The sequence below is a fragment of the Mesorhizobium sp. Cs1321R2N1 genome (genome assembly GCF_037179725.1).
Taxonomy (GTDB): Bacteria; Pseudomonadota; Alphaproteobacteria; order Rhizobiales; family Rhizobiaceae; genus Mesorhizobium; species Mesorhizobium salmacidum.
Genome location: NZ_JAPYKP010000084.1, coordinates 1 through 23779, shown reverse-complemented (window position 1 = coordinate 23779; position 23779 = coordinate 1). Strand labels below are relative to the sequence as shown.

General features: G+C 63.1%; 27 protein-coding genes, 1 tRNA gene and 1 pseudogene. 9 read left to right on the top strand and 20 right to left on the bottom strand.

From position 1 onward, the window contains the following. The coding region (locus tag O7A61_RS20270; RefSeq protein ID WP_337131315.1) for a GumC family protein at positions 1-1563 on the bottom strand (1563 nt) is incomplete at its 3' end. A gap of 253 nt (positions 1564-1816) precedes the next feature. Here O7A61_RS20270 and O7A61_RS20265 point away from each other — a divergent pair. The 5 genes and pseudogenes from O7A61_RS20265 (at position 1817) to O7A61_RS20245 (ending at position 4691) form a co-directional block, all read left to right on the top strand. Further along, positions 1817-2380: a polysaccharide biosynthesis/export family protein gene (locus O7A61_RS20265; RefSeq protein WP_337131313.1), complete on the top strand. Its 564-nt coding sequence runs from the start codon at positions 1817-1819 to the stop codon at positions 2378-2380. A 243-nt stretch (positions 2381-2623) separates the two neighbouring features. Beyond that, on the top strand, positions 2624-4159 hold the full coding sequence (locus O7A61_RS20260; protein ID WP_337131312.1) for an undecaprenyl-phosphate glucose phosphotransferase: 1536 nt from the start codon (positions 2624-2626) through the stop codon (positions 4157-4159). Continuing rightward, complete coding sequence (locus O7A61_RS20255) at positions 4156-4308, top strand: hypothetical protein (RefSeq protein WP_337131310.1); 153 nt, start codon at positions 4156-4158, stop codon at positions 4306-4308. The genes O7A61_RS20260 and O7A61_RS20255 overlap by 4 nt, the downstream gene beginning before the upstream one ends. Positions 4309-4322: 14 nt before the next feature. Further along, positions 4323-4558 (top strand): annotated as a pseudogene (locus tag O7A61_RS20250) (hypothetical protein); the annotation flags it as partial. A 56-nt stretch (positions 4559-4614) separates the two neighbouring features. Then, a tRNA-Pro gene (locus tag O7A61_RS20245) sits at positions 4615-4691 on the top strand. 99 nt (positions 4692-4790) lie between these two features. Here the strand turns inward: O7A61_RS20245 and O7A61_RS20240 are convergent. Together O7A61_RS20240 and O7A61_RS20235 are read right to left on the bottom strand one after the other, a co-directional pair. Further along, positions 4791-5252, bottom strand: coding sequence for a YbaK/EbsC family protein (locus tag O7A61_RS20240; protein WP_337131309.1), 462 nt, complete (start codon positions 5250-5252; stop codon positions 4791-4793). 185 nt (positions 5253-5437) lie between these two features. Further along, positions 5438-5722 (bottom strand): helix-turn-helix domain-containing protein, encoded by a 285-nt coding sequence (locus tag O7A61_RS20235; protein ID WP_140506483.1) that lies wholly within the window; start codon positions 5720-5722, stop codon positions 5438-5440. 232 nt (positions 5723-5954) lie between these two features. Here O7A61_RS20235 and O7A61_RS20230 point away from each other — a divergent pair, with 232 nt between their 5' ends. Further along, positions 5955-6569 (top strand): hypothetical protein, encoded by a 615-nt coding sequence (locus O7A61_RS20230; RefSeq protein ID WP_337131307.1) that lies wholly within the window; start codon positions 5955-5957, stop codon positions 6567-6569. 186 nt (positions 6570-6755) lie between these two features. Continuing rightward, on the top strand, positions 6756-6950 hold the full coding sequence (locus O7A61_RS20225) for a hypothetical protein (protein ID WP_337131306.1): 195 nt from the start codon (positions 6756-6758) through the stop codon (positions 6948-6950). Positions 6951-7126: 176 nt separating this feature from the next. On the opposite strand, the gene O7A61_RS20220 is transcribed toward O7A61_RS20225, so the two are convergent. From O7A61_RS20220 to O7A61_RS20190, 7 genes are all read right to left on the bottom strand, one after another. Then, a complete protein-coding gene (locus tag O7A61_RS20220) occupies positions 7127-7432 on the bottom strand; it encodes a hypothetical protein (RefSeq protein WP_337131305.1) in 306 nt (101 codons plus the stop codon). Positions 7433-7527: 95 nt separating this feature from the next. After that, positions 7528-8067, bottom strand: coding sequence for a MerR family transcriptional regulator (locus O7A61_RS20215; RefSeq protein ID WP_027143593.1), 540 nt, complete (start codon positions 8065-8067; stop codon positions 7528-7530). Between the two features lie 214 nt (positions 8068-8281). Next, entirely contained in the window at positions 8282-8605 is a 324-nt protein-coding gene (locus O7A61_RS20210) for an integration host factor subunit alpha (protein ID WP_010915609.1), read from the bottom strand. Between the two features lie 101 nt (positions 8606-8706). Continuing rightward, positions 8707-9678 (bottom strand): beta-ketoacyl-ACP synthase III, encoded by a 972-nt coding sequence (locus O7A61_RS20205; protein ID WP_337131304.1) that lies wholly within the window; start codon positions 9676-9678, stop codon positions 8707-8709. 9 nt (positions 9679-9687) lie between these two features. Continuing rightward, entirely contained in the window at positions 9688-10758 is a 1071-nt protein-coding gene (plsX, locus tag O7A61_RS20200; RefSeq protein ID WP_027143591.1) for a phosphate acyltransferase PlsX, read from the bottom strand. Between the two features lie 113 nt (positions 10759-10871). Further along, positions 10872-11420 (bottom strand): YceD family protein, encoded by a 549-nt coding sequence (locus O7A61_RS20195; RefSeq protein ID WP_337131303.1) that lies wholly within the window; start codon positions 11418-11420, stop codon positions 10872-10874. Beyond that, positions 11417-11965, bottom strand: coding sequence for a ubiquinol-cytochrome C chaperone family protein (locus O7A61_RS20190; protein ID WP_337131302.1), 549 nt, complete (start codon positions 11963-11965; stop codon positions 11417-11419). The genes O7A61_RS20195 and O7A61_RS20190 overlap by 4 nt, the downstream gene beginning before the upstream one ends. A 114-nt stretch (positions 11966-12079) precedes the next feature. Between O7A61_RS20190 and O7A61_RS20185 the strand changes: the two genes are divergently transcribed. Continuing rightward, on the top strand, positions 12080-12592 hold the full coding sequence (locus O7A61_RS20185) for an outer membrane protein assembly factor BamE (RefSeq protein ID WP_140506497.1): 513 nt from the start codon (positions 12080-12082) through the stop codon (positions 12590-12592). A gap of 367 nt (positions 12593-12959) precedes the next feature. Here the strand turns inward: O7A61_RS20185 and O7A61_RS20180 are convergent, their stop codons facing one another. From O7A61_RS20180 to osmF, 5 genes are all read right to left on the bottom strand, one after another. Further along, positions 12960-15101 carry a sodium-translocating pyrophosphatase gene (locus O7A61_RS20180; protein WP_337131301.1) on the bottom strand — a complete coding sequence of 714 codons (2142 nt, stop codon included), beginning with the start codon at positions 15099-15101 and terminating at the stop codon, positions 12960-12962. Between the two features lie 194 nt (positions 15102-15295). Beyond that, a complete protein-coding gene (locus O7A61_RS20175) occupies positions 15296-16090 on the bottom strand; it encodes an ABC transporter permease (RefSeq protein ID WP_337131300.1) in 795 nt (264 codons plus the stop codon). Further along, the gene (locus tag O7A61_RS20170; protein ID WP_337131299.1) at positions 16087-17025 is read right to left on the bottom strand and encodes an ABC transporter ATP-binding protein; all 939 of its coding nucleotides are present in this window, start codon (positions 17023-17025) and stop codon (positions 16087-16089) included. Before O7A61_RS20170 ends, O7A61_RS20175 begins: the two co-directional genes overlap by 4 nt. Continuing rightward, positions 17022-18185, bottom strand: a complete 1164-nt coding sequence (locus O7A61_RS20165; protein WP_337131317.1) for an ABC transporter permease — start codon at positions 18183-18185, stop codon at positions 17022-17024. Before O7A61_RS20165 ends, O7A61_RS20170 begins: the two co-directional genes overlap by 4 nt. Positions 18186-18217: 32 nt before the next feature. Further along, entirely contained in the window at positions 18218-19129 is a 912-nt protein-coding gene (gene osmF, locus O7A61_RS20160; protein WP_140506507.1) for a glycine betaine ABC transporter substrate-binding protein OsmF, read from the bottom strand. A gap of 214 nt (positions 19130-19343) precedes the next feature. On the opposite strand from osmF, the gene O7A61_RS20155 reads away from it, so the two are divergent. After that, complete coding sequence (locus O7A61_RS20155) at positions 19344-19916, top strand: NADPH-dependent FMN reductase (RefSeq protein WP_127279854.1); 573 nt, start codon at positions 19344-19346, stop codon at positions 19914-19916. Positions 19917-19930: 14 nt separating this feature from the next. On the opposite strand, the gene O7A61_RS20150 is transcribed toward O7A61_RS20155, so the two are convergent. From O7A61_RS20150 to ribD, 5 genes are all read right to left on the bottom strand, one after another. Next, positions 19931-21142, bottom strand: a complete 1212-nt coding sequence (locus tag O7A61_RS20150; protein WP_337131297.1) for an MFS transporter — start codon at positions 21140-21142, stop codon at positions 19931-19933. Beyond that, the gene (gene nusB, locus O7A61_RS20145) at positions 21139-21639 is read right to left on the bottom strand and encodes a transcription antitermination factor NusB (RefSeq protein ID WP_015318243.1); all 501 of its coding nucleotides are present in this window, start codon (positions 21637-21639) and stop codon (positions 21139-21141) included. The genes O7A61_RS20150 and nusB overlap by 4 nt, the downstream gene beginning before the upstream one ends. After that, the gene (gene ribH / locus O7A61_RS20140) at positions 21636-22130 is read right to left on the bottom strand and encodes a 6,7-dimethyl-8-ribityllumazine synthase (RefSeq protein WP_337131296.1); all 495 of its coding nucleotides are present in this window, start codon (positions 22128-22130) and stop codon (positions 21636-21638) included. The genes nusB and ribH overlap by 4 nt, the downstream gene beginning before the upstream one ends. A 109-nt stretch (positions 22131-22239) precedes the next feature. After that, positions 22240-22857 (bottom strand): riboflavin synthase, encoded by a 618-nt coding sequence (locus O7A61_RS20135; protein WP_337131295.1) that lies wholly within the window; start codon positions 22855-22857, stop codon positions 22240-22242. A gap of 6 nt (positions 22858-22863) precedes the next feature. Further along, on the bottom strand, positions 22864-23779 hold a 916-nt coding region (gene ribD / locus O7A61_RS20130), incomplete at its 5' end, for a bifunctional diaminohydroxyphosphoribosylaminopyrimidine deaminase/5-amino-6-(5-phosphoribosylamino)uracil reductase RibD (RefSeq protein WP_337131294.1).

The window sequence follows — 23779 nt, the reverse complement described above, 5'->3', positions numbered from 1 at the left end:
CCGCGGCTGCGCCGGTGTTTCCGTGACCGTTTCGGGCCATGACGCCTCGACCGCGCGATTGGCGAACTCGTTGGCGACTGCCGGGTCCGAGCGGGTGGATGGGTCCTGATAAGCGGCTGGTGGCATCGCCACCTCGTCGATCGGTTCAAGCCGGGCACCCCTTGCCGGGCGCATGCCCCGGCCGAAGAATAGTTCCCGCAGCAGCGTGAACACCGCCGCCAGCAGAAGGGAAGCCGCGGCGGCAGCGCCAACGATCGGCCAGAGCTTGGGGAAGTAGGGCTCGGAGGGGACCAAAGCCGGCGAGGTGATGCGAGCGTCGACCGGAACATAGTTGCGATCCCGACGCGACGCCGCCTCGCGATAATTGGTCAGGTAAAGTTCGAGCTGCTGGCGCTTGGCGGCGGCATCGCGCTGTAGCCCGTCGAGACCGACCTGCTGCTCGCCGGCCTGTGCAGAAGCAGCCTTGAGCGTGTCGACGTCGGCGACGAGCTGGTTTTCGCGCGCCTTGGCGGCATCGGCCTGCATCGCCAGGCCCTTCATGATCTTCTGGGCTTCGCTGCGGATCTGGGCATCGAGATCGGCCAGTTGTGATTTGGCCGCGCGAATACGCGGATGATTGTCGAGCAGCGTCGTCGACAGATCGGCGATGTTGGCGCGCAATTCGACCTGCCGCCCGCGCAAACGCTGGATCAGGTCGGAAGGCAGCACTTCCGGCAGTGAATCCAGCGATCCGCCGCTCTGCAGTGCCTTGCGCACGCTCTCGGCTGTGTCTTCGGCCGAGGCGCGGCTGGCCCGCACTCGCGACAACTCGGTCGACAGCTCGGCCAATTGCTGGGTGGCCAGCGTGGAATTGTTGCCGCCCGTAAGGAGGTCCGACTGGGCGCGGTAAGCCGCGACCTTGGCTTCGGCATCCCTGACCTGCTTGGACAGGTCGGCGATCTCGGGTGCCAGGAAGTCCGCAGCGGCGGTGTTCGATTCGCTCTTGGCCGCGCCCTGCCCCGCAATATAGGCGGCGGCAATAGCATCGGGGATGGCGGCGGCAAGCTTCGAATCCTCCGAAGAGAACTCGATGGCAATTATGCCGTTCTTTTCAACGCCATACACGTTGAGCTTCTCGCGCATTTTCTTCAGAACACGTTCATCGGCAGGAACATCCATCGGGTCGTTCTTCAACCCGATCAGGACCAGCAGCCGGTTCAATGCCGACATGTCGACCGTCTCGTCGAATTCGTGCAATCGCGACAGGCCGAGTTTCTGGGCGACCTGTTTGAGGATTTCGTTGGACGAAATTATCTGGACCTGGGTGGCAATGCCTTGCTCGTCGAGGATCGGCTTGTCGTTGTCCGGGTTGCTGCCGGCGGGCCGCGTGTAGTCCGACCCGCGCGGGGCGATCTCCACCTGCGTCTGGGCCTTGTAATGCCGGGTCGCGAACGACACGGCCGCAAAGGCAAGTCCCGTTACCACGAGAACGAAGACCAGAATCCGCAGCCAGTTCCGGCCCAGGCTGGCGAAGAACTGCGTGAGATCAACATCGACGTCTGCGGCCGCGGATTGAACGGACATGCATCCCTACTCCGAAACTGGTCGGATGCACCGTAAATAACTATGGTAACTCAGCCGTTAAGATCACGGTAAGCTTCATTAGGGTTTACCGGCGGGCGACGGCAAAAAATCGACAAAATCGCAAAACCTTGTCTGCTTGATCGCCATTGGCGCGCTCCTTTACCGGCCATTAACCCTAACAGGATGATAACGGACCCGATCCCAGATGTTTGCTGCGACGCCGCAGCGGCCAGTCGAAGGTACCTGTCCGGCCATGCAAAGCACTGCTTCCCTTTTTCGCGCACTGCTTGCCGTATCGTTGCTCGCGGGCTGCTCCAGCTACCGGCCGACGCCGGCCGCCTTTCACGAGGTCCTCGACCAGCCCTATCGCCTCGGCGCCGGCGACCGCGTCCGCGTCACCGTGTTCGAGCAGGAGGGCCTGACCAATAGCTACAGCGTCGACCAGTCCGGCTACATCTCCTTCCCGCTCGTCGGCGCCATACCGGCACGTGGCCACACCGCGCAGCAGATGGAAAAGGAGATCTCCGATAAACTGCGGCAGGGCTACCTGCGCGACCCTGACGTCTCGGTGGAGATCGATCGTTACCGGCCGATCTTCGTCATGGGTGAGGTGGGCGCCGCCGGCCAGTATTCCTATGTGCCCGGCCTGACTGTGCAGAAGGCCATCGCCATCGCCGGGGGCTTCACGCCACGCGCCAACCAGGAGAGCGTCGATATCACCCGCGACATCAACGGCAAGGTGATAACGGGCCGCGTGGTCACCTCCGATCCGCTGCTGCCGGGAGACACCGTCTACGTCCGCGAACGCCTGTTCTGAACAGCGTGGCGGGCAACTCAGGATCGTCCACCGCTTTCGCTCACCCGTCGGAGGAATTTTCCGGCACGTGCGCGGCCTGACGGAAGCGCGGGTCGTCGCCGTGCTGGAGACACTTGCCGCGGCGAGGCCAATGACTTCGCCGCGCTCGAAAGGTAGTTCAGGCTCTTCCAAAGCCACAGGTTGTTTCAAGGGTTTCTTAGCTCTCTTTTGCTAATCACTCTTGGGAAGCTTGCGGACTGTTCCATGAACGAGATCGACCCCGCGCATCGCTTTTCATCAGAAGCGGTGCGTCAATTCGACGGCCCTGCCGATGGCGACAAGCCCGGCGGCATGAACGACGTTGCCCGGCAGGTCGCGTCGCAATACCGGCGCGACACGATGTCGCCGATCATGGTCAGCGGCGTGTTGCGCATGGTCGAATTCGCGGTGCTGCTGGTCTCGGGGCTCTGCGTCTATTTCTACTATGTCGGTTTCTTCAATTACCTTGCCTGGCAATATCCGCTGACGATCGCCGCCGCGTCGTTCCTCGCCGTGGTGCTGCTCGATGTCACCGATTGCTACCAGGTGGTGTCCCTGATGCGGCCGATCACCAATTTTGGGCGCATCCTGCTGGTCTGGGCCGGCACCTTCGCCCTGATGGCGTTGACGGCGTTCACCATGAAGATGTCACAAGACTATTCGCGCCTGCTGTTCGGCACGTGGTTCGTCGTTGCCTTCGTCTGCCTTTTCGGTCTCAGGCTGATGATGTCGAAGCTGATCCGGCGCTGGGCGCGCGATGGCAGCATGGAACGGCGCGCCGTCATCGTCGGTGGCGGCAAGGCGGCGGAAGTGCTCATCCGCTCGGTGGAAAAGCAGCCCTACAACGACATCCGCATCTGCGGCATCTTCGATGATCGCAACGACAAGCGTTCGCCAGCCCTCGTCGCCGGCTATCCCAAGCTCGGCACCATTTCGGAACTGATCGAATTCGCCCGCATCGCCCGGATCGACATGCTGATCGTGTCGTTGCCGCTGACCGCCGAATCGCGCGTCCTGCAATTGCTGAAGAAACTTTGGGTGCTGCCGGTCGACATCCGACTGTCGGCGCATTCCAATGCGCTGCAGTTCCGTCCGCGCGCCTATTCCTACATCGGCTCGGTGCCGATGCTCGACATCTTCGACAAGCCGATCAACGACTGGGACTCGGTCGCCAAGCGCGCTTTCGACATCATCTTCAGCGTCATTGGCATCGTCGCGTTCTCGCCTGTGATGCTGGCCACGGCGATCGCCATCAAGCTCGACAGCAAGGGACCGGTGCTGTTCAAGCAGAAGCGGCATGGCTTCAACAACGAGATCATCGAGGTCTACAAGTTCCGCTCCATGTATACCGACCTGTCGGATCCGACCGCCAAGCAGACGGTGACCAAGAACGATCCGCGCGTCACCCGTGTCGGCCGCTTCATCCGCAAGACCTCGATCGACGAGCTGCCGCAGTTCTTCAACTCGCTGCTCGGCTCGCTGTCGCTCATCGGTCCGCGCCCGCACGCCATTGCCGCGCAGTCGCACAACCTGCTCTACAACGAGGTGGTCGATGGCTATTTCGCGCGCCACAAGGTCAAGCCAGGGGTCACCGGCTGGGCGCAGATCAATGGCTGGCGCGGCGAGATGGACACCAATGAGAAGATCCGCATGCGGACAGAATACGACCTCTATTACATCGAGAACTGGTCGCTGCTGTTCGATCTGCGGATCCTGTTCCTGACACCGATCCGCCTGCTCAATACGGAAAACGCCTATTGAGCGCGATCCGCCATGATCTGCCGCGTGCGCTGACCTCCTCGAGCGCGGTCGTGCTCGGCATTCTTCTGTCGGGCTTCGTCATCGGCGAGCCGGCGCCTTGCCAAATCTACATGGGCGGCCGATCGCCATCTGGGCTCTGTTCGGCCTGAGGATTTCGCTTACGGCGGCGGGGTTCCGCATCCTGCTGCGCGACCGGCCGTGGCAGCCCTACTCCTATGCGCCTACGTCGCCTTCATCGGCAATATCGGGCTCGGCACCTTCATCGACATCGACCACTGGCGCCATATGTATCTACCGCTCGGCCTGATCTGGGGCGCCATCGCCCTGGAATACCGCCATCAGCGGCTGTCACGACCGGTATTGCCCGCCTCATTCAAACCTGCGGTCGCGGCAAGATAATTATCGCGGAAATCGGTTGACCCGAGCCGGGTTATCAAGATACATCGCGACCGGTCCGGAGTGTAGCGCAGCCCGGTAGCGCACTTGACTGGGGGTCAAGGGGTCGTCGGTTCGAATCCGGCCACTCCGACCATTTTAAAGCAGGACTTGCCCCCAAAGGTCCGCCTCTGCCGCATCCCATCATTCTCGAACTGCCCATTCTGCGCGGCTCAGCTCTGGATTGAATCCGGCGCTAGGCCTGGCACACATCCACCCACTCCGCGCCGACGAGCTCAACCATGCGCTGTGGCGCAATGCGCACCGCCGCGTTGGTGGCGCCGGCGGCGGGTACGACCTCAGCGAATTCGCGCAGCGAGACGTCGCAATAGACCGGCAGCGGCGCCGGCAGGCCGAACGGGCAGACACCGCCCACCGGATGGCTCGTGGCCGCGACAACCTCTTGTGCGTCCAGCATGCGTGGCTTGCCGCCGAACTGGTCCTTGAACTTGCGATTGTCCAGCCGGGCGATGCCGCTGGTCACGATCAGCATGGTGCGCTCGCCGACGCGAAGGCAGATCGTTTTGGCGATCTGCGCCGGCAGGACGCCATGCGCTTCCGCCGCCATCGTCACCGTCGCCGAACTCGATTGCGTGACAATGACCTCGATATCAGGCGCGTGAGCCGCGAAGAAAGCACCAACGGAGTCCAGGCTCATATCGAAAAACTCACGGTTCAGACCCGATGCAAGGCAGATGCGATCGGCGCGAATTTGGATGCCGAACGTATAAACACGCGTGACTTGCAAATCGGCAAGCCCGGCCTGCCGGAGAACGCCATGGCGTCAACAAGAAACCCGCCAAGCAGGCCTTGGCGGGTTTCTTGCGCATGCCGGTCGCCGATCTATGCCTGAGGCCGGCCTTGTGCGGCCAGCGTCGGTGCGGCGGAAGCAAGGGAAGCGTCCTGGGGCAAACGAAGCGCGGACGCGATACGACGCAGCTTCGCCGGGTCGGCCGCCCGGCCGCTTTCGATGTCCTCTATCTCGTCGACCGAGAGGCCGCAGGTCAGCGAAAGCGCTTCGAGGCTGTATCCGCGCGTTTCCCGCATTGCCCTGAGGGTGTTGTAATCTGGCCCGATCTCGTTGGCTAATGGTTCGGAGAGGGCGTGGCTTTTTGCATTTTTGGGCATTGGCAACTCCGTTGGCTGAAAGCGTTTGATCAAAATGGGATGTTGCCTGAGACGAGCAGGAAGATGCCCTCTCGCCGGCGATTTGCCAAGTGCTGCCTAGCCCTGTCCCGATCAAGTTGTTTTGAACGCCCGACGGCTTTTGCCCGGCAGTTTCGCCCCACCCGTTCGTTATCTCGATGTCGCTGGCGTGAAACCATCCCTTTCCAGCCAGTCTTTCCCAAAAGGACACCCCATGAACCTCAAGACACCCCTCCTCGTGCTTGGCACGATTTCGATGCTTTCCGGCGTCGCTGTGCCCAGCGCGCAGGCCGCGGACACATTGCGCGTGCGCGGCACCGTGGTCAGCTTCGAGCCGTCGCTGCTGACCGTGAAAACTCGTCAGGGCGATACTTCCGTCATCAAACTGAAAGACGGCTGGAAGCTTTCAGGCGTCGCAAGCGCATCGGTAAAGGACATCAAGCAGGGCGATTTTCTCGGCATCGCCTCTGTCTCCAAGGCTGACGGCGGCAGCGGCGCGCTCGAAGTGGTGGTCTTTCCCGCGGCCTTGAAAGGCACTGGCGAGGGTGACCGCCCCTGGGACCTGGAGCCGAACAGCCGCATGACCAACGGAACCGTCGCCGACGTCACCGACATAAACGGGCGGGCCGTGACGCTAACCTACGACAATGGGCGGACGAAGAAGATCTCCATACCCGACGGCACGCCTGTCGTGACCTTCGCGCCGGCCGCGCCGACCGATCTCAAGCCAAGCGCGACCGTCTTCGTTACCGCGCAGCGCGTGGCTGACGGCACGCTTAGCGCCAGCCGCGTCGTGGTGGGCAACAATGGTGTGATCCCGCCGATGTAGGCTAAAACAGCCGGCTTTCGGCCCTGGCGATTATGGAGCAGGAAGCCAGTTTCCTCGGAAACAGTTCAGAAAGAAGATTCTACAATCGGGAAATACTGAGGAAAAAATTCAGGAGCGTAATTCCATTCGCGGCGGTCGGGATATCGGCCCGATTGATACCTGCCTGCGAAAAAAGGAAACGATCCAATGAAGAAGTCCCTCCTCTCGGCCCTCGGGCTTGCAGCAGCAATCGCTTTCGCGGTGCCGGTGGTCGGCGCGACGAGCGCGGACGCGGCCCCAATGGCAAAGCATCATCACCATCGTCACCACTACCATCATCGTTACCATCACCGCCACCATCATCATCATCACCACATGAAGACGATGGGCAACAAGGTCTAAGCAGACCGCCAACGAGAAGACCGGCCTTGGTTTCTTGTTCAAGGCTGGTCTTCTCCTAGTCAGCAATGCCAAGCCGGACGACCGGTACTGTCGCCGGATAGCAGCGCCAGTCCAGCTAGCGACAACAAGGGAATGGCGGCCGTGGATAGGCGAGTTCCCCTTGTGCCGGGTAGCAGTCAGCGCCTGCTGAACAGCAGGCTGGCGGCCAGGCCGAGCACGACAAGGCCGACCGCGACGGCGGCCGCCGGATGGTCGCGTGCCGATTTCTCGATCACCCTGCCCTGTTTGCGGATTGCCGGCATGGCATCGCGCAGGCGCTCCGCAAGATCCGAATATGTATCAAGAGCAGCATCACGGCCGTCTTCATAATAGGCGCCACCCCGCCTTGACACTGCCTTGCGCAACGCCGCGAGTTCCCTCGAGAGAGCCGCGACCTGCTTTTCGAGGTCGATGTCCGAGAGGGTCGAATATGATGATGCCATCATGCGTTTCCTTGTCTTGCAGAAGGAAACGTAACGCCTCACCCGACCGCCGGTTCCGGTTTTCGAGGCGTCGAAGGAACTGGGTGCCGCCGGGGTCAGCGCACCTGGTCAAGCAGGCGCTTGCATTCCAGGAGGTCGAACAACGCCTCCTGCAGCAGCGCGCGATTGTCACGCGAGAGTTTCGACGCGTCCGGCGCAACCGGACCTTCCTCGTCGCTCTTGCCCAGGCCGAAAAAGCGGCGGCTGGGCTTGACCCTTGGCTGGCCAACCAGTTCGTCATCTCCGCCGCGCGGCTGGGATGCCGGCGTCAGCGGCACCTGGTCGGCCTGCTTGCGTTGCGAAATCGCCTCGACGGCGGCCATGTCGCCATTGCCGATGGCGACCAGGAAATGATTGCCGTTTTCGCGCAGCAGCTTCTGCACGCCCTTGATGGTGTAGCCCTGGTCATAGAGCATATGGCGGATGCCCTTGATCAATTCGACATCCTGCGGCCGGTAATAGCGACGGCCGCCGCCGCGCTTCATCGGCTTGATCTGGTTGAAGCGCGTCTCCCAGAAACGCAGCACATGCTGCGGCAGGTCGAGATCTTCCGCGACCTCGCTGATGGTGCGGAAGGCGTCAGGGCTCTTGTCCATGGGCGAAATCCTCACGCTGGAGCGTGGCCCGGAACGGCCTTCAGACGAGATCACGCTCAACGAAGAAGAGCTTGTTCCGCCAGCGCGGAATCGATCATACGCCAGAACGCCAATCCGGCCATGCTGCCGAATCGGGCCTTATTTCAGCGGTTTGTGAAGCAATATTCAAGCCCGCTGTCATCGGCGAGTCGGTTTTTCAACCGTGCAATGGAGGCTATTTACCGCCCTTGGCCTTGCTGTTCTGGTGAGAACGCAAAATGCGGTTCTTCAACACGTTGGACGATTTGAAGGTCATCACCCGGCGCGGCAGGATCGGTACTTCCTCGCCGGTCTTTGGATTGCGCCCGATGCGCTCGTTCTTGGAGCGGACATGAAACGTCGCGAAGGACGACAACTTCACCGTCTCGCCGCGCACGATCGCTTCACATATTTCGTCTAGTACCGCCTCGACGAGTTCGGCGGATTCAGTGCGCGACAAACCGACCTTCCGGTAGACGGCCTCGGCCAGGTCGGCGCGCGTAAGTGTTTTTCCCCCCATGCGACCGTCCCATCAGTTCAAGCGTAAAATCCGCACAACAACGGCAGAGCCTAAGTAATTGATCCGGCAAGGTCAAGGACCGAAACTGGACCGTTCTCCACTTACCAGCGAACCAGAACGGCGCCCCAAGTGAAGCCGCCGCCCATCGCCTCCAGGAGCACCAGGTCACCCTTCTTGATGCGGCCGTCGGCGACGGCCACCGACAGCGCCAGCGGTACGGAAGCAGCCGAGGTGTTACCGTGCAAATCGACGGTGACCACCACCTTTTGCTCGGCTATCCCAAGCTTTTTTGCTGAAGCGTCAATAATCCGTTTATTGGCTTGATGGGGCACGAACCAGTCAAGATCGTCGGCGGTGATACCAGCGGCCGAGAAGGTCGTCTCAATGACATCGGTGATCATGCCGACCGCGTGCTTGAAGACCTCGCGGCCTTCCATGCGCAGATGGCCGACTGTTCCCGTCGTCGACGGCCCGCCGTCGACGAAAAGCTTCTCCTTGTGCGCGCCGTCGGAACGCAGGCTGGCCGCCAGGACGCCCCGGTCGGCGATCGTGCCGGCCCCCTCGCCCGCCTCCAGAACGACCGCACCGGCGCCGTCGCCAAACAGCACACAGGTCGAGCGATCGCTCCAGTCGAGGATGCGCGAAAAGGTTTCCGAGCCGATCACCAGCACGCGCTTTGCCAAGCCGCCGCGGATATAGAGGTCGGCTGTCGTCACCGCATAGACGAAGCCTGAGCATACCGCCTGCATGTCGAAGGCAAAACCGTGCTGCATGCCGAGCCGGTTCTGGATCTCGACGGCGGTGGCGGGGAACGTGTTGTTGGGCGTCGAGGTCGCCAGCACGATCAGATCGATATCGTCCGGGGTCAATCCGGCATCGGCAAGCGCGGCGCGCGCCGCGGCCTCGCCCAGGGAAGCCGTCGTCTCGTCGTCAGCCGCGATATGGCGCTGGCGGATGCCGGTGCGCTGGGCGATCCACTCGTCGGACGTCTCGACCATGCCTTCAAAATCGGCATTCTTCATGATGCGGCGGGGCAGCGCGGCGCCCGTGCCGCGCATAACTGATCTGATCAAAATTCTTTCCTATTCCTTTGCGTCGGTGACGACGTCGGATTTCCTAGATGTCAGGGCATGCGGGTTGCGCGCATGAAACAGATCGAGGTCGGCCTCGATGCGGTCGAGCAGATTGTTGCGCACCATGTCGTAGCCGAGTTCGATCGCCGCGGCGAAACCGTCCGAATCGGCGCCGCCATGGCTCTTGACGACGATGCCGTTCAGCCCCAGGAACACGCCGCCATTCGAGCGGCCGACATCCATCTTTTCGCGCAGGCGGTCGAAGGCGCCCTTGGCGAAGACATAGCCGATCTTGGCCATCAGGGTGCGGCTCATCGCGGCGCGCAGATAGCCACCTATCTGGCGCGCGGTGCCTTCCGCCGTCTTCAGCGCGATGTTGCCGGCGAAGCCTTCCGTCACCACGACGTCGACCGTGCCCTTGCCGATGTCGTCGCCTTCGACAAAGCCATGGTAGTTCATCGAGGCCATGTTGGCTTCGCGCAACATGCGCCCCGCTTCCTTGACCTCTTCCTGGCCCTTGATTTCTTCCACGCCGACATTAAGCAGCCCGACCGTGGGCCTGGCGACGCCGAATACGGAACGCGCCATGCCGGTGCCGAGAATGGCAAAATCGATGAGCTGGTGCGCATCGGCGCCAATGGTAGCGCCCACGTCCAGAACCACGCTCTCGCCACGCAATGTCGGCCACAACGCCGCAATCGCCGGACGTTCGATGGTGGCCATGGTGCGCAGGCAGAATTTCGACATCGCCATCAGCGCGCCGGTGTTGCCGGCGGAGATGCATGCATCCGCGGCGCCCGACTTGACGGCCTCGACCGCTTTCCACATCGACGATTTCCAGCGGCCATGGCGCAGCGCCTGGCTCGGTTTGTCGTCCATCCTGACCGCGATCTCGCAGTGGAAGAACTCGCTGACCTCAGCCAATTTGGGAAACTTGGCGAGTTCCGGGCGCACCAGTTCCTCACGTCCATAGATGACGAAGCGGATGTCGGGACGGCGGGTCGCGACTGTCATGAGCGCTGGAATGACCACGGTTGGTCCGTGATCGCCGCCCATGGCATCGATGGAAATCCTGATCACGCGGTATTCATCTCACGGTTAGGCGGCAAGTCGTTTTAGCGGTCGCAAAGGTTCGGCGAAAATAGCGGTTTTAGGCTGCCGCACAACCGACATTTCCGTCGCGGGCGAGGTTTTCAGGATTTTCCCAGCAAGGATCGCAGTTTTTGCTGAAATTCATTCTCGGCCGATCCGGTGTCGTCACCGGCACCAAGCGAGGCGCCGGGCTTGCGCGGATAGGGGTCGATCGCCAATCCGAAGAACTGTTCGGCAAGCGCCCCGACATCGATGGTGTCGCCTGAAAATGTCTCGGGACTGTCGGGCCCGTCGGCGTCGAGCAGAATCTCGCCGGCGCTTTCGAATCCCTGCCGTCCGAGCTTGGAGTCCTCAGGCAAGAGCAGTGCCTCGACCGGCTCGTCGATATGCGCCTGGACGGGGTCGAGCGTGACGATGCAGGCCTGGGTGATGTCTGCCTCGACACGGCCGCTGACCTTAACGCCATTGCGCTTCCACGACGTAACGAGCAGTTCGGCGCGATAGGCTTCGACCGACAGCAGCCCGTGCGCCTCGGCGAGTGCCGCGCGCTGTGCGGGGTCGGCCTCGATCATCACGGGCAGCCCCTTTTGCGGCAGCCGGGCGACATTGGCGAAAAAGGATACCGGACTCTGCATATCCGCGTGTTTCATCGATCAGCCTCCGTTGCCCCTGGAAATGCCACAGTGCCGCCAATGATCGATTCGGTGGGCTGCGCACTCAGCTGCCGGCTGGCGTCGGCGACATACCCGGCCAAACGCGACGCTTCCGGCCAGGCGCCGGCGTCGGGACGGACATTACGGGTAAGTGCCGCGGTCAGACTATCATGATCGTTTCGTTCCAGCGCATCATCATAGGCGGCGGTGCGGCCATAGAACATCTTCGCCAGTTTCTTCATGCGTTTTGGCACGCCGACGTCGCCAATGCCCAGTTCCCGCAGCGAATGATCGACGTCGAGGAAGAACTCGTCGATCAGCACCTGCGCGATCTCCTGCGCCACGCCGTCCTCGCCGCGCAAGCGGTGCTGGACCAGGAACATGTGCAGCGAAAGCATCTCGAAACGGCCAAGCGGCGTGTCAGGCACATGCCAGTGGGAATAAAAAACAGTCTGCCGCGCCGCCGCCACGATTTGTGCGTAGAGCGCGTCGGTGATGGTGCGGTTGGCGTGGCGTTCGCGGCCAAAAAGGCGCTGGAACATGGGGATGGTCTCCGGGGACCGTTTGTTGAATTGGCCTTGTTGCATCGGCAAGCAAGCTGGTTTACCGGTTTTGCGGCCCAGCGCAAGTTGCGGCGATGGAATGGAGAATTGTTGTTGCGCGCGCTGAATTTCAAGTCGACTTTCACTTTCAGGCCTGCCGGTGCGATCTCGCTGCTGGCTATCGTAGCGGCGCTGTCTGCATGCCACACCAATAAGATGATCGGCGACCTCAGTCCGAGCGAGACGTTCACGCAAGGCTACGTCCTCGATCAACAGGCGATCGATTCTGTGCCGGTCGGTTCCAGCCGCGAGCAGGTGCTTCTGGCGCTCGGCACGCCGTCGACCACGGCTACTTTCGACAATGAGGCGTTTTACTATATCTCGCAGACGCGCAAGCGCTACGTCGCCTTCGACAAGCCGAGGCTGGTCGACCAGAAGGTGCTGGCGGTCTATTTCGGCCCGGACAGCCGCGTCACCCAGATCGCCAAATACGGCTTGAAGGACGGCAAGATTTTCGACTTCATTTCGCGCACCACGCCGACCGGCGGCAAGGACCAGAATTTCCTCAGCCAGATCATCAACGGCGCGAGCAAGCTGGCGCCCAGCATTCCCGGCGGCACCCCCTGATCCCTAGATACCTGCTTCCCTAGATCCTGTTTCCCTGGCTTTTGGGGAACAGAAGTGTCTCAGGCGACCGAAAACCCGTGGGAGCGATCCCACGGGTTTTTGTTTGGCCGGTCCGGCTCGCCAGTGGTGGGGCAAACCCATATCAAACCGCCAAGCTGGGGAGCTTGGACATGAGCAGTGACGACCGTGCGATACCGGATGGCTGGACGACGACGGGGACACCCGACCGGCAGACCGTGACAGGATGAAATGCTGAAATTTTGTGGCAACCGGCGAGACACGGAATCCCGTTCCTGGTCGCAGCGACCCATCAAATGAAAAATCCGCGGGATCGCTCCCGCGGATTTTCCGATTCAATCGTTGCCGTTCAGCCGTGCGCGAGCACGGCCAGCAGCAAGAGTGCCACGATGTTGGTGATCTTGATCGCCGGGTTGACCGCAGGGCCGGCGGTATCCTTGTAGGGATCGCCGACCGTGTCGCCGGTCACCGAAGCCTTGTGCGCCTCGGAACCCTTGAGGTGCTTGACGCCGTTCTTGTCGATGAAACCGTCCTCGAACGATTTCTTGGCGTTGTCCCAGGCGCCACCGCCCGAAGTCATCGAGATCGCGACGAACAGGCCATTGACGATGACGCCGAGGAGCGAGGCGCCGAGCGCGGCGAAGGCGGACGCCTTCGAGCCCGAGATCAGCAGCACGCCGAAATAGACGACGAGCGGCGCCAGCACCGGCAGCAGCGACGGGATGATCATCTCCCGGATCGCCGCCTTGGTCAGGAGATCGACCGCACGCGCGTAGTTCGGCTTCGAGGTGCCGGCCATGATGCCCGGATCCTCGCGGAACTGCTTGCGCACTTCCTCGACGATGGCGCCCGCCGCGCGGCCGACCGCCGTCATGGCGATACCGCCGAACAGATAGGGAATGAGGCCGCCGAAGATCAGGCCGGCGACGACGTAAGGATTGGAGAGATCGAACGAGATTTCGCCCATGCCCTGGAAGTAGGGATATTTGTCGCCATTGGCGGCAAAGAACTTCAGGTCGTTCGAATAGGCCGCGAACAGCACCAGCGCGCCGAGGCCGGCCGAACCGATGGCGTAGCCCTTGGTTACCGCCTTGGTGGTGTTGCCGACCGCGTCGAGCGCGTCGGTGGAGTGACGCACTTCCTTGGGCAGGCCGGCCATCTCGGCAATGCCGCCGGCGTTGTCGGTGACCGGGCCGAAGGCGTCGAGTGCCACGATCATGCCGGCGAGGCCGAGCATGGTGGTGACGGCGATCGCCGTGCCGAACAAGCCGCCGAGCTGGTAGGTGGCGATGATGCCGCCGACGATGACGATTGCCGGAAGCGCCGTCGATTCCAGCGACACCGCCAGCCCCTGGATGACGTTGGTGCCGTGGCCGGTCACCGATGCCTGGGCGATCGAGTTGACCGGGCGCTTGTTGGTGCCGGTGTAGTATTCGGTGATCACCACGATCAACCCGGTCACCACAAGGCCGATGAGGCCGCAGATGAACAGGTTCTTGCCGGTGATGGTCATGCCGGCAACGGTGCCGACCTCGCCCCAGCCGAGCGTGGCCGAGGTGGCGACGCCGAGGCCAACGACCGACAGCAGGCCGGTCACGATCAAGCCCTTGTAGAGCGCGCCCATGATCGAGCCGTTGGAGCCGAGCTTGACGAAGAAGGTGCCGACGATCGAGGTGAGGATGCAGGCGCCGCAGATGGCGAGCGGATACAGCATCGCCGCACCGAGGACAGCGGTACCGCCGAAGAAGATGGCGGCGAGAACCATGGTGGCGACGACCGTCACCGCATAGGTCTCGAACAGGTCGGCGGCCATGCCGGCGCAGTCGCCGACATTGTCGCCGACATTGTCGGCGATGGTGGCCGGATTGCGCGGATCATCCTCCGGAATACCGGCTTCGACCTTGCCGACCAGATCGCCGCCGACATCGGCGCCCTTGGTGAAAATGCCGCCGCCGAGACGGGCGAAGATCGAGATCAGCGAAGCGCCGAAGCCGAGCGAGACCAGCGAGTCGATGACGATGCGGTCATTGGGCTGGAGGCCGAGGAAATGGGTGAGGATGAGGTAGTAGATCGAAACGCCAAGCAGGGCCAGGCCCGCAACCAGCATGCCGGTGATGGCGCCCGACTTGAAGGCGATGTCGAGACCGGCGGCAAGGCTGTTGGAAGCCGCTTGCGCGGTACGCACATTGGCCCGCACCGAAACATGCATGCCGATGAAGCCGGCGGCGCCCGACAGAACGGCACCGATCAGGAAGCCGATGGCGGCGGTGATCGACAGCAGCCACCAGGCGAGGAGGAGCACGACGACGCCGACGATAGCGATGGTGGTGTACTGGCGTGCCAGATAGGCTTGCGCGCCTTCGCGAATGGCTGCGGAAATTTCCTGCATGCGTGCATTGCCCTGATCGGCCGCAAGGACCGAACGTGTCGCCCATATGGCGTAAAGGACAGAAAGCAAGCCGCAGGCGATGACGGCGGAAATTATGGTCATTGCCGGGTTTTCCTCGATTGTTGGCCCAAAAGAACCCCTCCCTGGGCCGTTGAGACAAAGACGGAATCCCGTGCATGGAATCCCCCTCTTCGCATCGGTGTATGCGAAACAGGGCTGCGAACGTCAAGATATGGTTCGATTTTTGCCCGGCTTTCGCCCAAAAGTCGATGCTGGCGAGTGTCCGTCGCGATCTCTCAGCGGTTAGATCGATTGAAATCGTCCCGACCATCGGGCACGGGCCAGTCCGCCTCTCTGCCCATGCGCCGCGCCGCGTAGCGCTCGACCGCCGACAGTCCGTCATAGATCAGCACGGCAAGCGCCGCCACGATCAGACCGCCCTGCAGGATGAAGGCCAGATTGTTCGACAGCAAGCCGGCGATGATCACCTCGCCGAGCGTCCTGGCCGCCACCGTCGAGCCTATGGTGGCCGTGGCCAGGCTGATCACCACCGACAGCCTGATACCGCCAAGGATGATCGGCGCGCTGAGCGGCAGTTCAACCTTGGTGAGCCTTTGCCAGCCGGTCATGCCGGCGCCGCGCGCAGCCTCGACGACATTGGCCGGCAACGTCGTCAGTCCGGTGAGCGCGTTCTCGAAGATCGGCAGCAGACCATAGAGAAACAGCGCGATCAGCGTCGGCTTCTCGCCGAAGCCCACCGCCGGCACGGCGAGCGCCAGCACCGCCACCGGCGGAAAGGTCTGGCCGATATTGACCAGGCTGCGCGACAGCGGCAGGAATTCGGCGCCGGCGGGCCGGGTGACCAGGATGGCGAGCGCCACAGCGACGATGGCGGCCGCGACGGTCGCAATCAACACGGTGCGCAGATGCAGCAGCGTCAGCGTCAGCAGGCTGCCTTGATTGTAGATGACGGGAGCGTTGTTTTCGGTCAGCGGCTTCAGCAACGGCTCGAACCAACCCGGGCTGGTGATGAAGGCAACAAGCAACACCACAAGCGCAAGCCTGAGTAGCAGAGGCAGCCAGGCTTTCATGACGGCCTCGCCGCCCGCTTGACCAGGCCATCCACGGTGACGCGGCCGATCGGCTTGCCGTCGGTGCCCTTGACCGGCAGCGCCGGCCTGCCGGACCAGAGAAGTTCCGCGAGGGCGTCACGCTGGCTGGCGTCGCCGGGGATCGCCTCGCCTTCGGCGGCCCCCTGCTCCACCGCATCGCCCACCCTGCCCAGCGATAGCAGCCTGAATGGCCTTTCGCTGGCGCCGACCAGCGTCTCGACAAAAGCGTTGGCCGGCTTCGCCAGGATCTCCGCCGGCCCTGCATATTGCACGAGCTTGCCGGCATCCATGACCGCGATCCTGTCGCCCATGTGCACGGCCTCTTCCATGTCATGGGTAACGAGGATGATGGTGGTGCCGAAGCGCTTCTGGATCGCCAGCAAATCCGCCTGCGCCTTGGTGCGGATGATCGGGTCGAGCGCGCCGAACGGCTCATCCATCAAAAGAACGTTGGGCTCGGCGGCAAGCGCGCGGGCCACGCCGACGCGCTGCTGCTGGCCCCCGGACAGTTCGTGCGGATAGCGCGGCCCGAATTCCCGGGGGTCGAGCTGGTAGAGCGTCATCAGTTCATCGACGCGGGCCTTGATGCGGGCCTTGTCCCAGCCAAGCAGCACCGGCACGGTGGCGATGTTCTGCGCCACGGTGCGATGCGGAAACAGGCCGTGGCCCTGGATTGCATAGCCGATGCTGCGGCGCAGTTCGTAACCTGGCACCGATCGATTGTCGGCGCCGTCGAGCTTGATGATGCCTGATGTCGGCTCGACCAGCCGGTTGATCATGCGCAGCAGCGTCGTCTTGCCGGAGCCCGAGGTGCCGACAATGACGCAAACCGTGCGCGGCTCGATGACCATCGAGACGTTGTCGACGACTGTCGTCGCGTCATAGCGCTTGGTAATGCCTTCGATCTCGATCATGCCGTTTCAACCCTGCGCTTGGTGGCGGTCATTTCGATTACCGCGTCGAGGATGATGGCGGCGGCGAAGGCGAGCGCCACGGTCGGCACCGCGCCGAGCAGCACCAGATCCATCGCCGTCTGGCCGACGCCCTGGAACACGAACACGCCAAAACCGCCGCCGCCGATCAGCGCGGCGATGGTGGCAAGGCCGATGTTCTGCACCAGGACAATGCGGATGCCCGTCAGGATCACCGGAAATGCCAGCGGAAACTCGACACCGAACAGGCGCTGGCGATCGGTCATGCCCATGCCCCGCGCCGCGTCGTTGGCGGCACGCGGCACGCCGGCAAGGCCGACCACGGTGTTGGCCACCACTGGCAGCAGCGAATAGAGAAACAGCGCGACGAAGGCGGGTGCCGTCCCGATGCCCCTGATGCCGAGCGCGGCGGCTCCCGGCACATGAGTTGCGACCCAGCCAAGCGGCGCGATCAGCAGGCCGAACAGCGCGATCGAAGGAATGGTCTGGATGATGTTCAAGACGTTGAGGACGCCGGCCCGCAGGCTTTCCACGCGGTGGCACAGGATGCCGAGCGGCAGGCCGACGATCACGGCGGCAAGCAATGAGCCGAGCGCCAGGGTCACATGTTTGGAGCCTTCGGCCCAAAAGCTGTCGGCGCGGTTGGAATACTCCTTGAGGATCGAGAGGCTGTCCCAGCGTCCCGAAATCAGCAGCAAGCCGATGGCCAGCGCCGCGACGACAAGCACGCCGACGCGCGCCCATGGCGACAGGTTGAGCCTGGTCAGCACGTCGGCGAGCAAAAGCGTGACGGCGAAGATGAGAATCCAGAAGCCGGAGGCCGGCGAGACCCGGGCAAAGGTATTGCCGGCCGGAGTGAGGAATGTGCCGGCGACGCCGATGAGCAGCGTCAGCGCGGCAAGCGCCACGACGCTGGCTGCAAGGCGCAAGATGAGCGGCGTCCTGAACAGGGCGACAAGGGCGGCCAGTACGAGGATCGCCAAAAGCAGCGGACCGGTCGTTGCCGGCAGAGCTTCGAGAATCGAGCGCGCCTGACCGGGAACGATGCGGTTGGCGCGGAAGGTGGCGAATGGTGCGAGAAACGCGGCGTAAGCAGCGAGCGCGGCGATGACCACGCCGAGCTTGTCGAAACGGATGGTCATGCCTCGCACTGACGTCACTTATCGACGCGTAGCTATTTCAAAAACCCGTTCTTCTTCAAAAAGTCCTCGGCGACGCCCTTGACCGGCTCGCCGCCGACCTGCACACGTCCATTGAGCTCCTGCAGCGTGACGAGATCGAGCTTGGCGAACACCGGCTTCAGCAGCGTCTCGATCTCCGGGTGCTCCTTCAGTACGGATTCGCGGATGATCGGCGCCGGCTGGTAGACCGGCTGCACGCCCTTGTCGTCAGTCAACACGACGAGGCCCGATGGCGCGATGCCGCCATCGGTGCCGTAGACCATGGCGGCATTGGCGCCGCTGGTCTGGTTGGCGGCCGCCGCGATGGTCGCTGCCGTGTCACCACCCGAAAGGGTGATCAGCTGGTCAGGCTTCAGCGTGAAGCCATAGGTGGTCTGGAAGGCCGGAAGGGCTGCCGCCGAATTGACGAACTCGGCGGAGGCCGCCAGCACCACCTTGCCGCCGCCGGAGACGTATTTGCCGAAGTCCGACAGCGTGACGAGCTTGTTCTCGTCAGTCACTTCCTTGCGCAGGGCGATCGCCCAGGTGTTGTTGGCCGGCGCCGGTGACAGCCAGACGATCTTGTTGGCGTCGTAGTCGAGCTTCTTGGCCGTCTCATAAGCCTTGGCGGCATCCTTCCACGCGGGATCATCGGCCTTCTCGAAGAAGAAGGCGGCATTGCCGGTGTATTCGGGATAGATGTCGATCTCGCCGGCGGTGATCGCCTTGCGCACCACCGGCGTGCCGCCGAGCTGGATGCGATCCGTGGTCTTGATGTTGTTGGCGTTGAGGACGAGCTGGATAATGTTGCCGAGCACGCCACCCTCGGTGTCGATCTTCGAGGAGACGACGACCTGAGCGCTCGCGGAAGCCGCCGTGATGGCGAGCGCCATTGCCGCGCTGGCCAGAACCTTGACTGAAAACATTGTGAAAACCCCTGTGAACCGGAATGCGGTGGGCGCATATGAGCATGGCTTCAACGGCCAGTCGGGGCATACGGTTTCATAAGAAGGGGGATCAGCGCAATATTTTTGTTCCAGACGCGCCGATTTCGGCGCGGCGTGAACGGCGGGCTGGCGATCAGACGCCATCGGGTGAATAATGCCGCGAGGGGTGGGCGGCAAACACGGAGAGCGTGTCATGGCCATACACAAAGTCGGTTATCTGATCGGCAGCCTTGCCCGGGAATCCATCAACCGCAAGCTCGCGAAGGCGCTCGTTCAACTTGCCCCTCCCGAGCTCGAAATGACGGAAATCGGCTTCAAGGATCTGCCCCTCTACAGTTACGACTATGACGCCAATTTCCCACCGGCCGCCCAGGCTTTCAAAAAGGCGATCGCCTCCGTCCAGGCCGTGCTGTTCGTCACCCCGGAGTACAACCGCTCGATACCCGGCGGACTGAAGAACGCAATCGACTGGGCCAGTCGCCCCTACGGCAAGAATTCATTCGCGCGCAAACCGTCGGCCGTCATCGGAACATCGCCGGGCGCTATCGCGACCGCCGTCGCCCAACAAAGCCTGCGCAGCGTTCTGAGCTTCTGCAACTCGCCGCAGATGAATGCGCCCGAAGCCTATATCCAGTTCACGCCGGGGCTGATCACGGATGAGGGCGAGGTGACGGTTGAATCCACCGAAGACTTCCTGCGCAACTATATGGCTGAGTTCCATATGTTCATAGCGCGGGTGCTTCAGGTCCTGCCGCCGGACGCATAACTTTCAAATTGGCGTCAGGCCGGCCGCAAGCTTGTGATCTTCAGCGCGCCGAGTGCCACGAAGCAAAGTGCGGCGACCGGAAAGATCATCCAGTTGAGCATCGTCCAGCCCCAGGCGTTGTAGACCATTCCCGACATCAACGACGCGCAGGCGACGGAGCCGAACAGGACAAAGTCGTGGAAGCCCTGCACCTTGCCCTTTTCGGACGGGCTGTAGCTGGCCGCCACCATGGCGGTGGCGCCGATGAAGGCAAAATTCCAGCCGAGGCCGAGCAGGATCAGCGCCGTCCAGAATTGCCACAGCGCCAGGCCCGACAAGGCAACGACGGCACAGCCGCTCAGCAACAGCAGGCCGGTGGCGACAACGCGCTCGGCGCCTAAGCGATGGATCAGCGAGCCGGTGAAGAAGCTTGGCCCGAACATCGCCATGACATGCCAGGAGATGCCCAGCGTCGCATCGTCCTCGGACAGGCCGCAGCCGACCATGGCGAGCGGCGCGCCGGTCATGACGAAACTCATCAGCGCGTAGCTGCCGACGGCGCAGAAGAGCGCCGCGACGAAACGCGGCTTTGTGACGATTTCCGAAAGGGGTCTGGCATCGCCGTCGGCAACGTCCACCTTGCTCGCGGCCCTCGCCGGCAAGCGCAGGAACGAAAGTATGATGGCGCCGACCGCCGCCAGCGGCAGGATCGAGGCGAAAGAACCGGCAAACATGACAGGCGCGAACAATTCGCGGGTGAAGATGACGATCTGCGGCCCAAGAATGGCGGTGATGATGCCACCGGCGAGCACGAAGGAGATGGCGCGCGCCTTGAACGCCGGCGGCGCGTTGTCGGCCGCGGCAAAGCGGAACTGCTGGACGAAGGCGCCGCCGACGCCGATGACGAGCAGCGCGAACACGAACAGCCAGAAGCTGCCGTGGAACAATGCCAGGGTGGCGACCAGCCCGCCAAGCGCGGTGACGACGGTTCCGGTCATGAAGCCGCCCCGCTGGCCGAGCCATCGGATGATGGCCGCCGCGGGCAAGGCCCCGAGGGCCACGCCGAGATTGAAGCCGGTGATCGGCGCCGTCGCCAGGGATTTGTCGGCGCCGAGCAGATATTGCCCGGCCAGCGCGCCCATGGAAATGGCGATGGGGGCGGCCGAACCGATGATCGCCTGCGAGGCGGCGAGGATCAGCGCGGTGCGCCGCGCCTCCTTGCCCGCCTCGACGGCAATGGCCGTCATGATGCGTCCTTGCCGCGGCCCTCGCCACGCACACGGCGTGACACACGGTCGAGCACGGCGTTGACCAGCTTCGGCTCGTCCTCCTCGTAGAAGGCCTTGGCGATATCGACATATTCGGTGACGATGACCGCGACAGGCACGTCCTCGCGCTTCATCAGCTCATAGACGCCCGCGCGCAGAATGGCGCGCAGTGTGGAATCGAGGCGCGACAGCGGCCAGTCGTCGGTCAGCGCCTGGCGGATAATTGGATCAATGGTCTTCTGGTTCTCTACGACGCCTGTCAGGATAGCGCGAAACCATTGCGCGTCCGCCTCGCGATAGAGCGCACCGTCGACTTCCTTGCCGAGGCGGAACGCCTCGTACTCGGCGGTGATCTCGAACACGCCGCTGCCGGCTACATCCATCTGGTAGAGCGCCTGCACGGCGGCCAGACGGGCAGCACCGCGCTTGTTGGCGTGGCGCACCGCGGGCTGTCCTGGCGAAGCGGGTTCGCTCACGATCGCGCTCCCAATTGTTCCTTCAGCGCGATCATGGTCAGCGCCGCACGCGCGGCAAAGCCGCCCTTATCGCCTTCCGAGCGCTTGGCCCGCGTCCACGCCTGTGCATCGTTCTCCGTGGTCAGGATGCCGTTGCCGATGCAGACCGAGTACTGCACGGACAGGTCCATGAGCGCACGGCTGGATTCATTGGCGACAATGTCGAAATGATAGGTATCGCCACGGATAATGGTGCCGAGCGCGACGAAACCGTCATAGCCCGTCCCACCTTCGGCCATGCCGTCGAGCGCGAAGGTGATCACCGCGGGAATTTCGAGCGAGCCGGGAACAGTGACGACGTCGTAAGTCGCGCCCGCTTCATCGAGCGCGCTTGTCGCGCCGTCGAGCAGCGCGTCGGCAAGGTCGTCGTGAAAGCGCGCCTCGATAACAAGAAGGTGCGCCTTCGTCTTGGGACGAATGAACGCCTTGCCGTGTTGGGATGTGCCAGCCATAAATGTCTCCGGGGTCGCCGGTGACTTAGGCCGAAGCCGGTTTGATCGCAAGCGGAAGATTGTCTGCAGGCGTATCAGATTGCCGTGGGCCGGCCTGTTCCGCAGGCTATCAAAGCCCCTCTTTCGCCGCCTCCGCCAGCCGCGCCGCGTAGCGCGCTATGGTGTCGATCTCGAGATTGACACGGTCGCCGGCCTTGCGCTCGCCCCAGGTGGTGACGGTCAGCGAATGATGGATCAACAGCACGTCAAAGCGGGTGCCCGCGACACTGTTGATGGTGAGCGAGGTGCCGTCGAGCGCGACCGAGCCCTTCGGCGCGATGAATTTCGCCAGATCGCGCGGCGCTTCCAGCGTGAAGCGCACCGCATCGCCCTCATCCCTGCGCTCCACGATCTCGGCGGTGCCGTCGACATGGCCCGAAACGATGTGGCCACCGAGCTCGTCGCCGATCTTCAGCGCCCGCTCCAGATTGATCCTGGTACCTGATTTCCAACCCGCCGCCGTCGTCAGCCTGAGCGCCTCCTCCCAGGCCTCGACCTCGAACCAGCGCGCATTCGAGCCGCTGTCGGGCAACGCCGTGACCGTCAGGCAGACGCCGCCGCAGGAGATCGAGGCGCCAATGGCGATGGTCCCGGGATCATAGGCGGTATCGATGCGCAGCCCCACCCCTTCCCGCAGCGGCTTGACGGCGGCCACGGTGCCGATATCGGTGACAATCCCGGTAAACATCGATCGCTATCCCTGAAAATCCCTGATCCATTCGGCGTAACCGTCTTCGCCGAACCGCATCTCGCGCAGCTTGCGAAAACCTGCCGGGATATGGTCGGCATCGACAGGCGATGCAATGCCGTCTTCGCCGATCGCTTCCGGTCCCTGGAACAGCACGATGCGGTCGACCAGCCCGTCGGCCAGGAAAGCGCTCGCCACCTTGGCACCGCCCTCGACCAGCACGCTTGCCATGCCGAGCGCCGCCAGGTCCTCGAGCAGTTCGGGTAATGCGACGCCGCCCTCGTGCGTTTCCGTGCCGATGAAGCGCACGCCGGCGCGTTCGAGTGCCGCCCGGCGCTGCGGATCGGCCTCCAGGCAAGCCGCGACATAAAGCGGTACGCGATCGACACCGGACACCAGCTTCGAGCCCTCCGGCAGCCTAGCCTGGCGGTCGAGCACGATGCGTGCGGGTGAACGGTTCTCCAGTCCGGGCAAACGCACCGTCAGCGCCGGATCATCTTCCAGCGCCGTGCCGATGCCAACCAGGATGGCGTCCGCCTCGGCGCGCATCAGGTAGACTTCGCGGCGCGCCATGTCGCCTGTTATCGCGACCTGGCCGGCGCCTCCCATGCCGATCTTGCCGTCGCTGGAAAGCGCAAGCTTCAGGATAACTTCCGGGCGTTTTCTCAGAGAGCGAATCAAATAGCCCGCCATCTGTTCGGCAGCTCCGGTGGCCAAGACCTTTTCCACCACTTCGACACCGGCGTCACGCAGGATGGCATAGCCCTTGCCGGAGACCCGCGGATCCGGATCGCTGGCAGCGCCCACGACACGCGCGATGCCGGCGTTGACCAGCGCGTTGGCGCAAGGCGGCGTGCGGCCGTGATGGGCGCAAGGCTCGAGCGTGACATAGGCGGTGGCGCCCCGCGCGAGTTCGCCGGCC

Excerpts from the sequence above, each read along its gene's own strand:
- O7A61_RS20265 (WP_337131313.1), top strand. The coding sequence starts at position 1,817 with ATGCAAAGCACTGCTTCCCTTTTTCGCGCACTGCTTGCCGTATCGTTG.
- O7A61_RS20260 (WP_337131312.1), top strand. The coding sequence starts at position 2,624 with ATGAACGAGATCGACCCCGCGCATCGCTTTTCATCAGAAGCGGTGCGT.
- O7A61_RS20240 (WP_337131309.1), bottom strand. The coding sequence starts at position 5,252 with ATGAGCCTGGACTCCGTTGGTGCTTTCTTCGCGGCTCACGCGCCTGAT.
- O7A61_RS20235 (WP_140506483.1), bottom strand. The coding sequence starts at position 5,722 with ATGCCCAAAAATGCAAAAAGCCACGCCCTCTCCGAACCATTAGCCAAC.
- O7A61_RS20230 (WP_337131307.1), top strand. The coding sequence starts at position 5,955 with ATGAACCTCAAGACACCCCTCCTCGTGCTTGGCACGATTTCGATGCTT.
- O7A61_RS20225 (WP_337131306.1), top strand. The coding sequence starts at position 6,756 with ATGAAGAAGTCCCTCCTCTCGGCCCTCGGGCTTGCAGCAGCAATCGCT.
- O7A61_RS20220 (WP_337131305.1), bottom strand. The coding sequence starts at position 7,432 with ATGGCATCATCATATTCGACCCTCTCGGACATCGACCTCGAAAAGCAG.
- O7A61_RS20215 (WP_027143593.1), bottom strand. The coding sequence starts at position 8,067 with ATGGACAAGAGCCCTGACGCCTTCCGCACCATCAGCGAGGTCGCGGAA.
- O7A61_RS20210 (WP_010915609.1), bottom strand. The coding sequence starts at position 8,605 with ATGGGGGGAAAAACACTTACGCGCGCCGACCTGGCCGAGGCCGTCTAC.
- O7A61_RS20195 (WP_337131303.1), bottom strand. The coding sequence starts at position 11,420 with ATGAAACACGCGGATATGCAGAGTCCGGTATCCTTTTTCGCCAATGTC.
- O7A61_RS20190 (WP_337131302.1), bottom strand. The coding sequence starts at position 11,965 with ATGTTCCAGCGCCTTTTTGGCCGCGAACGCCACGCCAACCGCACCATC.
- O7A61_RS20180 (WP_337131301.1), bottom strand. The coding sequence starts at position 15,101 with ATGACCATAATTTCCGCCGTCATCGCCTGCGGCTTGCTTTCTGTCCTT.
- O7A61_RS20175 (WP_337131300.1), bottom strand. The coding sequence starts at position 16,090 with ATGAAAGCCTGGCTGCCTCTGCTACTCAGGCTTGCGCTTGTGGTGTTG.
- O7A61_RS20170 (WP_337131299.1), bottom strand. The coding sequence starts at position 17,025 with ATGATCGAGATCGAAGGCATTACCAAGCGCTATGACGCGACGACAGTC.
- O7A61_RS20165 (WP_337131317.1), bottom strand. The coding sequence starts at position 18,185 with ATGACCATCCGTTTCGACAAGCTCGGCGTGGTCATCGCCGCGCTCGCT.
- osmF (WP_140506507.1), bottom strand. The coding sequence starts at position 19,129 with ATGTTTTCAGTCAAGGTTCTGGCCAGCGCGGCAATGGCGCTCGCCATC.
- O7A61_RS20155 (WP_127279854.1), top strand. The coding sequence starts at position 19,344 with ATGGCCATACACAAAGTCGGTTATCTGATCGGCAGCCTTGCCCGGGAA.
- O7A61_RS20150 (WP_337131297.1), bottom strand. The coding sequence starts at position 21,142 with ATGACGGCCATTGCCGTCGAGGCGGGCAAGGAGGCGCGGCGCACCGCG.
- ribH (WP_337131296.1), bottom strand. The coding sequence starts at position 22,130 with ATGGCTGGCACATCCCAACACGGCAAGGCGTTCATTCGTCCCAAGACG.
- O7A61_RS20135 (WP_337131295.1), bottom strand. The coding sequence starts at position 22,857 with ATGTTTACCGGGATTGTCACCGATATCGGCACCGTGGCCGCCGTCAAG.